Annotated in this window: 12 protein-coding genes and 1 tRNA gene; 6 read left to right on the forward strand and 7 right to left on the reverse strand. The window is 72.8% G+C overall.

Annotated elements, in window-relative coordinates:
* Positions 1-3 precede the first annotated feature (3 nt).
* Complete coding sequence (locus tag RGE_RS08920) at positions 4-990, reverse strand: tRNA dihydrouridine synthase (RefSeq protein WP_148280146.1); 987 nt, start codon at positions 988-990, stop codon at positions 4-6.
* A gap of 93 nt (positions 991-1,083) precedes the next feature.
* On the opposite strand from RGE_RS08920, the gene RGE_RS08925 reads away from it, so the two are divergent.
* Positions 1,084-2,457 (forward strand): leucyl aminopeptidase family protein, encoded by a 1,374-nt coding sequence (locus RGE_RS08925; protein WP_043785015.1) that lies wholly within the window; start codon positions 1,084-1,086, stop codon positions 2,455-2,457.
* On the opposite strand, the gene RGE_RS08930 is transcribed toward RGE_RS08925, so the two are convergent.
* The 3 genes from RGE_RS08930 to RGE_RS08940 all read right to left on the reverse strand — a co-directional run bounded on the left by RGE_RS08930 (position 2,458) and on the right by RGE_RS08940 (position 5,272).
* On the reverse strand, positions 2,458-3,522 hold the full coding sequence (locus tag RGE_RS08930) for a hypothetical protein (RefSeq protein WP_043783943.1): 1,065 nt from the start codon (positions 3,520-3,522) through the stop codon (positions 2,458-2,460).
* A gap of 97 nt (positions 3,523-3,619) precedes the next feature.
* A complete protein-coding gene (locus RGE_RS08935) occupies positions 3,620-3,931 on the reverse strand; it encodes a VanZ family protein (RefSeq protein ID WP_014428032.1) in 312 nt (103 codons plus the stop codon).
* A gap of 45 nt (positions 3,932-3,976) precedes the next feature.
* Positions 3,977-5,272: a DUF4397 domain-containing protein gene (locus RGE_RS08940; protein ID WP_014428033.1), complete on the reverse strand. Its 1,296-nt coding sequence runs from the start codon at positions 5,270-5,272 to the stop codon at positions 3,977-3,979.
* 195 nt (positions 5,273-5,467) lie between these two features.
* On the opposite strand from RGE_RS08940, the gene RGE_RS08945 reads away from it, so the two are divergent.
* From RGE_RS08945 to RGE_RS08965, 5 genes are all read left to right on the forward strand, one after another.
* Positions 5,468-6,199, forward strand: coding sequence for a response regulator (locus RGE_RS08945; protein WP_014428034.1), 732 nt, complete (start codon positions 5,468-5,470; stop codon positions 6,197-6,199).
* A gap of 7 nt (positions 6,200-6,206) precedes the next feature.
* Entirely contained in the window at positions 6,207-7,589 is a 1,383-nt protein-coding gene (locus RGE_RS23135) for a sensor histidine kinase (RefSeq protein WP_014428035.1), read from the forward strand.
* Positions 7,590-7,716: 127 nt separating this feature from the next.
* Positions 7,717-7,929, forward strand: a complete 213-nt coding sequence (locus tag RGE_RS08955) for a hypothetical protein (protein ID WP_043785020.1) — start codon at positions 7,717-7,719, stop codon at positions 7,927-7,929.
* Positions 7,930-7,969: 40 nt separating this feature from the next.
* Positions 7,970-10,564: an alpha-ketoglutarate dehydrogenase gene (mdeB, locus tag RGE_RS08960; RefSeq protein ID WP_014428037.1), complete on the forward strand. Its 2,595-nt coding sequence runs from the start codon at positions 7,970-7,972 to the stop codon at positions 10,562-10,564.
* Positions 10,565-10,997: 433 nt separating this feature from the next.
* Positions 10,998-11,073 (forward strand) — tRNA-Thr (locus RGE_RS08965).
* Between the two features lie 47 nt (positions 11,074-11,120).
* Here the strand turns inward: RGE_RS08965 and RGE_RS08970 are convergent.
* The 3 genes from RGE_RS08970 to RGE_RS08980 form a co-directional block, all read right to left on the reverse strand.
* On the reverse strand, positions 11,121-12,008 hold the full coding sequence (locus tag RGE_RS08970) for an MBL fold metallo-hydrolase (protein ID WP_014428039.1): 888 nt from the start codon (positions 12,006-12,008) through the stop codon (positions 11,121-11,123).
* Between the two features lie 112 nt (positions 12,009-12,120).
* Positions 12,121-12,783 (reverse strand): DUF3313 domain-containing protein, encoded by a 663-nt coding sequence (locus RGE_RS08975; RefSeq protein ID WP_014428040.1) that lies wholly within the window; start codon positions 12,781-12,783, stop codon positions 12,121-12,123.
* On the reverse strand, positions 12,777-13,898 hold the full coding sequence (locus tag RGE_RS08980; protein WP_014428041.1) for a beta-ketoacyl-ACP synthase III: 1,122 nt from the start codon (positions 13,896-13,898) through the stop codon (positions 12,777-12,779). Before RGE_RS08980 ends, RGE_RS08975 begins: the two co-directional genes overlap by 7 nt.
* Positions 13,899-14,026: the final 128 nt, after the last annotated feature.

Here is a 14,026-nt window from a genome sequence, read left to right on the forward strand (position 1 = left end):
AGCTCAGGTGACGGCGTCGGCCTCGGCCGGCGCCGGCTCGCCGAACATCAGCGCCTCGACGCGGCGCGCGTCGTTGGTTTCGCGGATGCGCGCGAAGGCCTCGCCGGCCTCCGGAAAGCGCCGCCGCATCAAGCCCAGCCACTGCTTGAGCCGCCCGGCGCGGTGGCGCGCCTCGACGCGCGTGCCGACGCTCGCCCAGAAGCGCCGCAGCTCGGGCTGCAGCGCGTCCCAGCCGGGCACCGGCTCGCCGCGGATCGCACGCGCCAGCCCCGGGTCGGCGACCATGCCGCGGCCCAGCATCAGCGCGTCGCAGCCGCTCTCGGCCAGGCAGCGGCGCGCGTCGTCCACCGTCCAGACCTCGCCGTTGGCGACCACCGGCAGCGCCACCGCCTCCCGGATCTCGGCGATGCGGTGCCAGTGCGCCGGCGGCCGGTAGCCCTCGGCCTTGGTGCGCGCGTGCACCACGAGCTCGGCGGCGCCGCCGTCGGCGATCGCATGCGCGCAGTCCAGCATGCGCGAGTCGTCCAGGTGGCCCAGCCGCATCTTGGCCGTCACCGGCACCGCGGCCGGCACCGCGCGCCGCACCGCGGCGACGATGGCGTGCACGAGCTCGGGCTCGTCGAGCAGCACCGCGCCGCCGCGATGCCGGTTGACCACCGGCGCCGGGCAGCCGAAGTTGAGGTCGACGCCGGCCGGTGACAGCTCGGCCAGGCGCGCGGCGTTCTCGGCCAGGCAGACCGGGTCGCCGCCCAGCAGCTGCGCACGCACCGGCGTGCCGGCGGCGGTGCGGCCGCCGGTCAGCAGCTCGGGTGCGATGCGCGTGAACACGCGCGCCGGCAGCAGCTGGTCGGTGACGCGGATGAACTCCGACACGCAGAGCTCGACGCCGCCGACACGCGTCAGCACGTCGCGCAGGCTGCAGTCGAGCAGCCCCTCCATCGGGGCGAGCAGCAGGCGCGGGGCGGCGGGCGGGGCAGGGCGCAGGGTCATCGGGGCGCGCATGATGCCGCAAGCCGCCGGTCGCGCCCGCGACGCGGGACAATCACCGCTTTTGCCTCGTCGCCCGTGGGCGACCTGCCGCCGATGTCCGTCCTCCTGAAAAAGCCCACCGCCCGTGCGACGCCGATCCGCGTCGTCGACCGTTCCACCGTTGCCGAGCAGCTCGCCGCCGCCCCGGCGCCGACGCGCCGCTGGCTGGAGGCCACGGGCTTCACCGGCGCGCCCGACACGCACGCGCTGGTGCCGGCAGCCGACGGGGCCGTCGCCGAGGTCTGGGCCGGCGTGCGCGCGGCCTCGCATCCGTGGGCGCTGGCGGCGCTGCCGCGCGCGCTGCCGGCCGGCAACTACCGCCTGTCGGCCGACGGCCTGGCCGTCGCGCCCGAGGTGGCGGCGATGTCCTGGGAGCTGGGCGGCTACCGCTTCGACCTCTACAAGCCGGCCAAGAGCGAACCGGCGACGCTGCTGCTGGCCAAGAGCGCGGCGGCCGAACGCGGCCTGCTGCTGGCCACCGCCATCGCCTCGGTGCGCGACCTCGTCAACACCCCGGCCGAGCACATGGGCCCGGCCGAACTCGCCGAGGCCGTGAAGCTGGTCGCCGAGCAGCACGGCGCCGAGTTCCGCCAGACGGTGGGCGACGCGCTGCTGAAGGCCGGCTTCCCGGCGATCCACGCCGTCGGCCGTGCCGCCGCACGCGCGCCGCGGCTGATCGAGCTGCACTGGGGCGACCCCAAGCACCCGCAGCTGACGCTGGTCGGCAAGGGCGTGTGCTTCGACACCGGCGGGCTGGACGTCAAGTCGCCCGAAGGCATGCGCCAGATGAAGAAGGACATGGGCGGCGCCGCCAACGCGCTGGGCCTGGCGCAGATGGTGATGGCGCTGGGCCTGCCGGTGCACCTGACGCTGCTGATCCCCGCGGTCGAGAACGCGATCGCCGGCAACGCCTACCGCCCCGGCGACGTGATCCGCACGCGCAGCGGCCTGCACATCGAGATCGGCAACACCGACGCCGAAGGCCGCGTCATCCTCTGCGACGCGCTGGCCTATGGCGCCGAAGCCAAGCCCGGGCTGATGATCGATCTGGCGACGCTGACCGGCGCGGCGCGCGTGGCGCTGGGCGCACAGTTGCCGGCGCTGTTCTGCCGCGACACGGCCACCGCACGCGAGCTCGTCGACCTGGGCCTGGAACTGAACGACCCGCTGTGGCACATGCCGCTGTGGCGCGACTATCACGGCGGCATCGAGAGCGAGATCGCCGACATCGTCAACACCGGCCGCGGCCCGCAGGCCGGCGCGATCAACGCCGCGCTGTTCCTCGAGGACTTCGTGCCCGAGGCGCTGCCCTGGCTGCACGTCGATCTCTACGCCTGGAACGACGCCGCGCGCCCCGGCCGCCCGGCCGGCGGCGAGGCGCAGACGCTGCGCACGCTGCTCGCCTGGCTGGAGCGGCGCTACCGCTGATCAGGCACGCGCCGCCCCCGGCGCGGCCGGCCGGCGCGGCGGCACGACGACGCGCAGCGCGCGTGCCGGCGCCACCGGAGTGCCCACCGGCTGCGCCGTGCCGGGCGTCACGCGCCGCGGCTGGCGCGCGGTGGCGGCTTCGACGGCACGCTCCAGCAGCCGCAGCACGCCGGTCTCGCCCAGACCGAAGGCCAGGGCCTGCCAGCGCTGGTTGACGCGGCGGTCGGCCCAGGCGTCTTCCAGCGCCTGGCGCACGGCCCGCGGGTCCCGGCCGGCCCGCGCTTCGATGACGCGTGCGGCCAGCGCGCCGGCCAGCAGGTGGAAGTCGTGGCGCAGCGCGTCGCCGCCTTCGGGCGGCAGCAGCGCCGCCAGGCGGCGAATGCGCTCGCTCCAGCCGCCCGAGGCGAACTGCAGCGTCACCAGCGCCTGCAGGCGCTGTGCGGCGTTGACCGGCCGCAGGCCCGGCGGCGGCAGCACGCGCAGCGGCACGCGCACCGATTCGACGAAGGGCAGCGGCGTCGCCAGGCTGGCCAGCACCGCCAGGCGCCAGGCTTCGGCCGGCGTCAGGCCGCCGGGCGCTTCGGCCAGGCCGGCCTGGGCCTGCGCCGCACGGCGCAGCAGCGCCGCTGCGTCCAGGCCTTCGCGGGCCGCCTCGGCCTGGGGGCAGAGCATCGCCAGCGCGCCGGGCGCGTAAGCCGGATCGGAGCCCAGGCGGGCGACGACGGGCGCGTCGGCGCCGCCGAAAGCACGCCGCGTCACCGGGCAGTGGCCGGTTTCGATCTCGGAGAGGTGACGCCATGTGACGCGCCCCGGATCGAGCGCGACGCCGCGTCGCCAGGCATCGGTGCGCAGCGCCAGCCAGCGCCGCACCAGGCGCGTGGGGGTCAGCGTGCGCCGGCCGAACACCGCCTTGGCGGCGCGCCAGCCCTGGCCCACCGGCGTGCCGTCGAGCAGCAGCCCGGGCGCCGGCACGAGGCCGTGGCGGGCGTGGTCCCAGCCCAGTTCGAAGCCGCTGCGGTCGCAGGCCTCGGCCTGCGGGTCGAAGTCCAAGATCGCCTGGTTCATCACGGTCTCCCGGTCGGCGGCCGGGCCCGATGCCCGACGCTGGAAGACAGTGTGGAGGCTCAGTGGCTCATGGGTGGAGCCACCACTGTAAAGAAATTCAGGGGTTGGGCCGGCGCCGGAACAGGCGCGACAGCGCCCAGGCGACCAGCAGGCCGGCGGCGTCGGCCAGCATGTCGGCGGCTTCTGAGCTGCGGCCAGGCACGTAGGCCTGCACCAGCTCGATCAGCACGCCGTAGCCCAGCATCGCCGTGGCGATGCGGGGGAAGCCCCATCCGGGCCAGGCTTTCCAGGCCACCAGGGCCATCGAAGCGAAGGCAAACGCGTGGTTGGCCTTGTCCCAGCCGACACTCGCCTCGGGCGGCGGATGCGGCGTGAACGCCAGCCACGCCACGCCCGAGCCGAGCAGCACGAACAGCAGGCGCCAGGCGAGGCGGGCGGATGGGGGTGGAGTCAGTCAGCGATCCTTGCGCAGCACACCGGTCGGCGACGTGTTGCCGCCGAGCAGGAACACAGTGTAGACGCCGTAGGACTGCAGGTTCGTGTCCTCCTGGGTGAACAGGTATTCGCCGCCCGAGGACGTGGTGACGTCGACGCGCGCCTCGTCGTCGGTGGTCGCGGTGACGAAGCTCGACGCGCTGCCGGCCGCGACGTCGGTGATCAGTGCCGCGTAGTCCACCGACAGCGTGATCGGGGCCGAGGTCGAGGCGGCGTTGATCAGGCGCACGCGGTAGCGCGTCGACGCGGTCGGCAGGCGGTTGTCGTCGTTGATCAGCGAGATGGCGGCGTCGCTGCCGGCGCTGCCGTAGGCCAGCAGGGTGTAGTCGGCACCGGGCTTGAAGGTCTGCGTCGCCGAGCTGATCGTCGTGCCGCCGATCTTGACGGTCAGCGTGCTGCTGCCGGCAGCGATGCGCTGGTAGCTGCCGACCGAGGGCGAGACGAGGGTCGCCAGCGTGCTGCCGTCCAGCGTCGCGTTGACCGTGCCGCGCGACTCGGCGCCGGCGATCACGCGGATGCGTGCCTGGGTGTTCTTGGCCAGCGTCATGTCGCCTTGCTGCACCAGCACCGCGCCGTTGACGAGCACGCCGCCGGTGCCGGCGGTGATGATCAGCGTCGAGTACTCGTGCTCGTTGATCGTGATGCCGCTGACGTCCAGGCGCACGTCGTCGGAGTCGCCGGCGGTCGTCACGCGCAGCCGGTAGGTGCCGATGCCGACGTCCTTGTAGCTGCCCAGCGTCGCCGAGCTGACGCTGCTGGCCAGGGCGCTGGCGTCGGCCAGGTCGGCGTCTTCCTGCGTCAGGTAGACGTCGAACGAGCCGGCGTCGGTGGTCGCGTTGTAGACGCGCAGCTGGCCGTAGCCGTCGTCGATGTCGTCGGTGTCCGAATCCTCGGGCAGCGTGACGAACTTCAACGCCCCGCTGCGGCCCCAGACGACGCCGGTGTAGTGCTTGCTCTTGGCCAGCGTGTAGCTGCCGGTGACGAGCGTTGACGTGGCGCCGTTGGCGCGCACCTTCAGCGTGTAGGTGTCGGCGTCCAGCTTGGTGTAGCCGGTCACCGCGTCGGCGGCCACGGCCGAGAATTCGGTCGTGCCGTCGACGTCGACGTCGACCGAGTCGACATCGGAGCTGGCGTTGAGCACGCGCAGCTGGGCCGAGCCGCTGCTGCTACCGCCGCCGCCGCAGGCGGAGAGCACCAGGGCCGAAGCCGCGAACAGCGCGAACAGGCCGCGCCGCGCGAACAGGGAAAGCATCATCGTCGTTCCTTCGAAGGTCTGGCGCCTTCGGGCGCCGCCCGGCGATTGCAGCGCGGGCGCGCGACGCGCACATTGCCTGGCCGTTGCCGGCGGCGACGATCGATGACGCGAGATTTCCCGCCACCCGGGACGCGGGCAACGCGAAAATCAACGCTGCGCTACATCCGGAAACACGGCGCGACTAGGCTGCCGGCCATGGACACGACCCCGCACCACCTCTTCGTCGTCGAGGACGACCCCGCGATGCGCGACATGCTGTCGGCGTACCTTGAACGCCAGGGCCTGTCGGTGACGCCGATGTCCAGCGCCGAGGAGATGATGCGGCGCATCCACCGTCGCCGGCCCGACCTGATCGTGCTCGACGTGATGCTGCCCGGCGAGTCGGGCGTCGACGCCTGCCGCCGCCTGCGCGCCGAAGGCGACCGCGTGCCGATCATCCTGCTGACCGCGCGCACCGAGGAGGTCGACCGCGTGCTGGGGCTGGAGATGGGCGCCGACGACTACCTCGGCAAGCCGTTCTCGGCGCGCGAGTTGCTGGCGCGCATCCGCGCCGTGCTGCGCCGCACGAGTTCGCTGCCCGGCGTGCCCGCGCCCAGCGACCGCGAGGTGCGCATCGGTGCGCACACCTTCGTGCCGGCGACACGCAGCCTTCACGCCGCCAACGGCGAGCTGCGCGTGCTGTCCACCGTCGAGTACTCGATCCTCGCCGAGCTGGTGGCCAACCCGCACGTGCCGATCTCGCGCGAGCGCCTGCTGTCGGTGTCGCACACGCGCGGCGAGGAGCTGCTGGCGCGCACCGCCGACGTCGCGGTGATGCGGCTGCGCAAGATCGTCGAGCCCGACCCGGCGATGCCGCGCTACATCCAGACGGTGCGCGGCCACGGCTACATGTTCGTGCCCCACCTGCCGCGGCCGATGGCCGCCTGACGCCGGCATGGGCAACGCCGCCACCGGCACGCTCGTCGGCCGCCTGACGGCCGGCGTCGCGCTCGTCGGCGCGCTGGCCTTCCTGACGCAGGCGCTGGTCCTGCATTTCTGGCTCTCGCCGCTGTTCGACGAGCTCGGCAACGAGACGGCCGCGCACGCGACGACGATCGCCACCGCGCTGGCGGCCGCGGCGCCCGCGGACCGTTCGGCGCTGGCGCGGCGCCTGTCCGACGAACGGGTGCAGGTCGGCATCACGCCGCCCTGGGGCCCGACGCTGAACCTGGACGAGCACGGGCCGGGCTCGCCCGAGGACGGCCATCGCAACGGCCCCGACGGGCCGCAGCCGGCCGTCTCGTCGCTGATGGGCTCGCCCGGCAACGGGCCGCTGGAAGGCCTGCAGCGCGAGCTGCAGCGCCGCCTGGGTTCGGACGCCGTGGTGCGCCACGGCCCGGGCCCGGCGGGCATGCGCACGCTGCTGGTCGGTCTGTCGGTGGACGGCCAGCGCTGGTGGATCTCGTTTTCCAACCAGCTGCCGCGGCCGGCGCTGTTCGAGACCCTGCTGGCCTGGCTGGGCGTGCTGTCGGCGCTGGTCTTCGTCGCGCTGCTGCTGTCGGCACGCTACGTGGCGCGGCCGATCCAGCGCCTGGCCGACGAGATCGCCAGCCAGCGCGCGCCGCTCAAGCCGATCGCCGAACACGGCCGCGGCAGCGACGAACTGCGCTCGCTGGCGGCGTCGTTCAACTCGCTGGTGCGCGTCGTCGAGGCCGGGCGGCAGACGCGGCAGAACCTGCTCGCCGGCCTGTCGCACGACCTGCGCACGCCGCTGGCGCGCCTGCGCCTGCGCGCCGAGACCCAGTGCGAGCCCGCGGTGGGCGACGCGCTGATCGCCGACCTCGGCTCGCTCGAGCGCATCGTCGACCAGTTCCTCGCCTACGTGCAGCTGGAGCGTGCCGAAGGCGTGGGCCGCGACGCGCCGCTGGCGCGCACCGTCGAGGACGTCGTGCGCCGCCACGTCGAACACGGCGAGCCGGTCGAGGCGCAGATCGCGCCGTTGGACTGGCTGATGCCGGACCTGGCGGTGCAGCGCCTGGTCGGCAACCTCGTCGACAACGCGCTGGCCTACGGCCGCGCGCCGGTTCGCGTGGAACTCGTCGAGCACGAGGGCGGGGCGCTGCTGCGTGTGCTCGACCACGGCCACGGCATGAGCGCCACCGAGTTCGAGCTCGCCCAGCAGCCCTTCGTGCGCCTGTCGCCGGCGCGCAGCGGCGAGGGCCATTGCGGCCTGGGGCTGGCGATCGTCGCCGAGATCGTGCGCCAGTGGGGCGGCGAGCTGCGCCTGGCGCCCAGCGGCGCGACGACCGGCATCGAGGCGACGATCCCGCGGCGCTGAGCGCGGCCGGCACGCAACGCGGCGTCATCTTCACGGCTTTTGCTGCCGCTGTTCGGCGTTTCGGCCGGCGGCGGCGAGGAAGACGATGCTGTCCTCGGCGGACCGTCAGCCGCCGCTGGAGAAGAACATGACCCGACCCCCTTGCGCCGGCCTGCCGCCGCCGGACGCCACGGCCGCCGACGGCGCGGCGGTGGACGACGACGCGGCGCTGGCCGCACTGTTCGACGCTTTCCGCGACGGCCGCAGCCCCGCGGCGCAGATCGCCCAGCGGCTGCGCCGCGTGCTCGCCGAAGAGGGCGAAGCGCCGCGTGTGCGGCCGGGCACGTCGCGTCCGTCCTAGACTTGCGGCCCCCGGCCCACGAGGCCGGCATGGAGCCGCGATGGGTGCACCCGAATCTTTTGAATCTCCCGATCTCGACCCGCAGGAAACGCGGGAATGGCTGGAAGCGCTGCAGGCGGTCGTCGCCGACGCGGGGCCCGAGCGCGGCCTGTTCCTGCTCGAGCAGCTCGAGCGCCAGGCCCAGCAGCTGGGCGTCGTGCCGCACGTGCCGCCGTACTCGGCCTACCGCAACACGATCCCGCTGGAGCGCCAGGGCGCCTACCCGGGCGACCTGCGCCTCGAGGAGCGGCTGACCGCCGTCCTGCGCTGGAACGCGCTGGCGATGGTCGTGCGCGCCAACGAGGCCTACGGCGAGCTCGGCGGTCACATCGCCAGTTATGCCTCGGCCGCCGAGATCTTCGAGGTCGGCTTCAACCACTTCTTCCGCGGCAGCGCCGACGGCCAGTCGGGCGACCTCGTCTTCTTCCAGCCGCATTCGGCGCCGGGCATCTACGCCCGCGCCTTCCTCGAAGGGCGGCTGAGCGAGGAGCAGCTCGCCAACTATCGCCAGGAGATCGCCGGGCCCGGGCTGTGCTCGTACCCGCACCCCTGGCTGATGCCCGAGTTCTGGCAGTTCCCCACCGGCTCGATGGGCCTGGGGCCGCTGAACGCCGTCTGGCAGGCGCGTTTCATGCGCTACCTGCAGGCGCGCGGGCTGCTGCAGAGCGAGGGCCGGCGCGTCTGGGGCGTGTTCGGCGACGGCGAGATGGACGAGCCCGAGTCGATTGCCGGCCTGACGCTGGCCGCGCGCGAGCAGCTCGACAACCTGTGTTTCGTCGTCAACTGCAACCTGCAGCGCCTGGACGGCCCGGTGCGCGGCAACGGCCAGATCATCCAGGAGCTGGAGTCGCTGTTCAAAGGCGCCGGCTGGAACGTCATCAAGGTGCTGTGGGGCAGCGACTGGGACGCGCTATTCGCGCGCGACACCCAGCACGTGCTGCTGAAGGCGCTGGCCGGCACCGTCGACGGCCAGTACCAGACGCTGGGCGCCAACGACGGCGCCTACAACATCGAGCACTTCTTCCGCGTGAACCCCGAGGTGCAGCGGCTGGTGGCGCACATGAGCCCGGCCGAGATCGACGCGCTCAAGCGTGGCGGCCACGACCTGCGCAAGCTGCACGCCGCCTTCGCCGCGGCCCAGGCGCACCGCGGCCGCCCGACCGTCATCCTGGCCAAGACCAAGAAGGGCTTCGGCATGGGCGGCGCCGGCGAGAGCCGCATGACCGCGCACCAGGCCAAGAAGCTCGACGTCGAGGCGTTGAAGGCCTTCCGCGACCGCTTCGCCTTGCCGCTGGACGACGCCGACGTCGCGGCGCTGAAGTTCTTCAAGCCCGCCGACGACAGCCCCGAGATGCGTTATCTGCGCGAGCGCCGCGCCGCGCTCGGCGGGCCGCTGCCGCGGCGCAACGCCGCCGCGCCGGTGCTGCCGGTGCCGCCGCTGGCGGCCTGGGGCAGCTTCGCGCTCGATGCCGACGGCAAGGAGATGAGCACGACGATGGCCGCCGTGCGACTGCTCGGCGGCCTGCTGAAGGACCCGGTGCTCGGCCCGCGCGTCGTGCCCATCGTCGCCGACGAGGCGCGCACCTTCGGCATGGCGAGCCTGTTCCGCCAGATCGGCATCTACGCGCCCGGCGGCCAGCGCTACGAGCCCGAGGACGCGGCCTCGATGCTGTACTACCGCGAGTCGGCCGACGGCCAGCTGCTGGAAGAGGGCATCAACGAAGCCGGCGCGATGAGCTCGTGGATCGCCGCGGCGACGAGCTACGCGGTGCACGGCCTGCCGATGCTGCCGGTCTACATCTACTACTCGATGTTCGGCTTCCAGCGTGTCGGCGACCTGATCTGGGCCGCCGCCGACCAGCGCGCGCGCGGCTTCCTGTTCGGCGCCACCGCCGGCCGCACGACGCTGGGCGGCGAAGGCCTGCAGCACCAGGACGGCTCCAGCCTGGTCGTCGCCGCCACCGTGCCGACCTGCCGCGCCTGGGACCCGGCGCACGCAGGCGAGCTGGCGGTGATCCTGGAACACGGCCTGCAGCGCATGCTGGTCGAGCAGCGCGACGAGTTCCACTACGTCACGCTGACCAACGAGAACGTCGCGATGCCCAGCCTGCCCGAAGGCGTGCGCGAGGACCTGCTGCGCGGCCTGTACCGGCTGGAGGCGCACGGCGACGGCCCGGCGCGGGTGCGGCTGGTCGGCTCGGGCGCCATCCTGCGCGAGGTGCAGGCCGCGGCGCGCACGCTGGCCGCCGAGCACGGCATCGCCTGCGAGGTGTTCAGCGCCACCAGCTTCTCCGAGCTGGCGCGCGAGGCGGCCGAATGCCGGCGCCTGGACCGGATCGAGCCGCAGGATGCGCCGCGCGTCTCGCACGTCGAGCGCCTGCTGGCCGGCGACGCGCCGGTGGTCGCGGCCACCGACTACGTGCGCGCCTGGCCGCAGCTGATCGCCGAGTACGTCGACGCGCGTTACGTCACGCTGGGCACCGACGGCTTCGGCCGCAGCGACACGCGCCGGCGCCTGCGCGAGTTCTTCGAGGTCGACGCTGCGAGCATCGTGCAGGCTGCGCTGCAGGCGCTGCGCCGGCCGCGGCGGGGCTGAATACGACGACGCCCGGGTCGCGGCCCGGGCGTCGTCTTCACCGGGCCTCTCGGGGCCCGGAACCGGTCACAGGTTCAGCGCATACGGCAGCAGCGGCACCAGGGCGATGGCGGCGCTGGCCAGCATCGCCAGGCGGTCGAGCTGGCGCAGTTCGGTCTCTTTGGCAACGGCAGTTTCGTGACGCATGGCAGTTTCTCCGACGGTAGGTGAGGGACGCTAGAGGCAGACAAACGCGCTGGTCATTTGGTGACTGCGCGGTCACGAAATATACGGGTCGGGCAAAACCGCGTCGGACGGCTGTTTCTTGCCCGTGCGGGTGGTACGGGCATCGTGCGGCAGCGCGGCACCCGCTCGCGCTCCTCGGTGAGCCGTCTGTCCGACGAAGCACTTGCGGAACCTTCGCCAAAGCGTGCTATAGTCATGGGCTTACGCCGCCGGTGTAGCTCAGTTGGTAGAGCAGCGCATTCGTAATGCGAAGGTCGGGAGTTCGACTCTCTTCACCGGCACCAAACAGCAAAAAGGCCTGGCTTCCCGCCAGGCCTTTTTCGTTTGCGTCTCAGAGCCGGTCGAGCGGGATCTTCAGGTAGCGCACGCCGTTGTCCTCGGGCGGCGGCAGGTGGCCGGCGCGCATGTTGACCTGGACGGCCGGCAGCATCAGCGAGGGCAGGCGCAGCGTGGCGTCGCGCGCCCGGCGCATGGCGACGAAGTCCGCCTCCTCGATGCCGTCGCGCACGTGCAGGTTGGCGTCGCGCTGTTCGCCGACGGTCGTGAAGGCGAGAGCGTCGCGACCCGGCGGCGGGTAGTCGTGGCACAGGTACAACCGGGTCGGCCTGGGCAGCGCGAGCAGCCTGCGGATCGAGCGGTACAGCGTCGCGGCGTCGCCGCCGGGGAAGTCGCAGCGCGCGGTGCCGACGTCCGGCGCGAACAGCGTGTCGCCGACGAAGACGGCGCAGCCGTCTCCGGACGCGACGACATAGCTCACGCAGGCCGGCGTGTGGCCGGGCGTGTGCAGCACCGTGACCGGCAGCGAGCCGATCTCGAAACGCTCGCCGTCGTCGAACAGGTGGTCGAACTGGCGGCCGTCGCGCGCGAAGCCCGGCCCGGCGTTGAACAAGTCGCCGAAGATGCGCTGCACGGCCGTGATCTGGCGTCCGATCGCCACCCGGCCGCCGAGCCGGCGCTGCAGGTACGGCGCTGCCGAGAGGTGGTCGGCATGCACGTGCGTCTCCAGCAGCCATTGCACGCGTGCACCGAGCGCCTGAACGCGGGCGATCAGGCGCTCGGCCGAGTCGGTGGAGGTCCGTCCCGACGCCGCGTCGTAGTCGAGCACGCAGTCGACGATGGCGCAGTGCCCGCTGGATCGGTCGAGCACGAGATGGCTGCAGGTCGAGGTGGCGCTGTCGATCAGCGATTCGACGTGCAGCGCGGCGGCAGGATCGTTCACGAGCGCGGGCTCCCCGGCGGGCCGCGCGGCGGCGGCGGTGGCCCATGCTAGCGAGGAGCGTGCCCGTGCCGGGCCGGCACGACTGCGGAGGCCTCGCGCGCCGCTGACGGGCTCAGCGCAGGTCGTCCAGCAGTGCCAGCCCGCCGTCGCGTGCCGCGGTGCGTGCGGCGTCCAGGGTGCCGAGGCTGGCGCCGATGTTCAACGCGCCCGGGTAGCGCTTGGCGACGAAGGCGCGCAGCAGGCGGTCGTTGCTCGCGTCGTAGACCTCGACGGCGTAGCTCAGCGAGCCCGAGAGCGAACCCTGTTCGTCGTAGGCGCTCTTGATCGAGTTGCGGATCAGCCCGATCGGCAGCACCTTGGTCAGCGTCGCCAGCACCGGCGTGTTCTTCTCGAAGCCGGTGAGCGTCAGGCGCAGCTTCAGCGTGCGCGGGCCCGGCTCGTCGACGATCGTGTAGCGGCGGCGCAGCGCGGCCTCGAAGGAGCTGCGCAGCGCCGCCATCACCTGGCGCTTGTCGTCGTCGCTGGCGTCGCCGAACTGCGCGTCGGCGCCGGCGTACAGCACCACCGGCTGCAGCAGCACGCGCGTGTAGTCGTTCCAGCGGGCATCGCTGGCCCGGAAGGAGTAGGGCTGGCGCGGGTCGGCGCCCGCGGGGCTGGGCGCGAGATCGGCGGCCGAGGCCAGCGCCGTCCGCGGCAGCGGGCGATCGGGCGTCGCGCAGCCGGCCAGCACGAAGGCCGCGCACAGCAGCGCGGCGGTGCCGTGCGCGCTCAGCACTTGCGGACGACGATGCTGCCGATCGAGTAGCCGGCGCCGAAGGAGCAGATCACGCCCAGGTGGCCGGCGGCCAGGTCGGCGCGGTGCTCGTGGAAGGCGATGATCGAGCCGGCCGACGCGGTGTTGGCGTACTCGTCCAGGATCAGCGGCGCGATGTCGCCGCCGACCTCGTGGTCGACCAGCTTCTTCAGCACCAGCTGGTTCATGCCGACGTTGGCCTGGTGCAGCCAGAAGCGGCGCACCTGGGTCGGCTCGTGGCCCAGCGCCGCCAGGTGCGAGGCGATGTGCGCGGCGGCCATCGGCACGACTTCCTTGAAGACCTTGCGGCCCTCCTGGCGGAACTTCTTGTCGCGTGCGTCGGGGTCGGCGTCCTCGGCCGAGTTCATGAAGCCGAAGTTGTTGCGGATGGCGTTGGAGAACTTCGTCGCCAGCTTGGTGCCCATCACCTCCCAGCGGTCGGCCGAGGTGGCGGTGTCGGCGGCCTCGACGACGAGCGCGGTGCAGACGTCGCCGAAGATGAAGTGGCAGTCGCGGTCGCGCCACTCGATGTGCGCCGAGGTGATCTCGGGGTTGACGACGAGCACGCAGCGTGCGCTGCCCGACTTCACCGCGTTGACCGCCTGTTCGAGCGCGAAGGTCGCCGAGGAGCAGGCGACGTTCATGTCGAAGCCGTAGCCGCCGGCGCCGATGGCGTTCTGGATCTCGATGGCCATCGCCGGGTAGGCGCGCTGCATGTTGGAGGCCGCGCACAGCACCATGTCGACGTCGGCGCCGGTCTTGCCGGCCGCGGCCAGCGCCTGGCGTGCGGCGTCGGCGGCGATCTCGGCCATCAGCGACAGCTGCTCGTCGGGCCGCGGCTCGAAGCGCGGATACATGCGCGCCGGGTCGAGCACGCCGTCCTTCACCAGCACGTAGCGCTGCTTGATGCCCGAGGCCTTCTCGATGAACTCGACGCTCGACGAGGCCATCGGCTGGCGCTCGCCGGCGGCGATGGCGTCGGCGTGGCGTTCGTTCTGCAGCTCGGCGTAGCGGTTGTAGGCCTCGACCAGCTCGGCATTGCTGATGACGTGGGGCGGGCGGTACAGGCCGGTGCCGCTGATGACGACTCGGGTCATGGGTGTGTGACGGGGTGATGAACGGGCAAACGCGCCAGTGTAGAGCCGCAGGCACCGTCGCGGTGCGCTGCGGTTCGAGTCTCCGCTCCAGAGCCGTTGCGCCGGCTGTCCGGCCGGGCCACGATGGC

The sequence above is a fragment of the Rubrivivax gelatinosus IL144 genome, assembly GCF_000284255.1.
Taxonomy (GTDB): domain Bacteria; phylum Pseudomonadota; class Gammaproteobacteria; order Burkholderiales; family Burkholderiaceae_C; genus Rubrivivax; species Rubrivivax gelatinosus_A.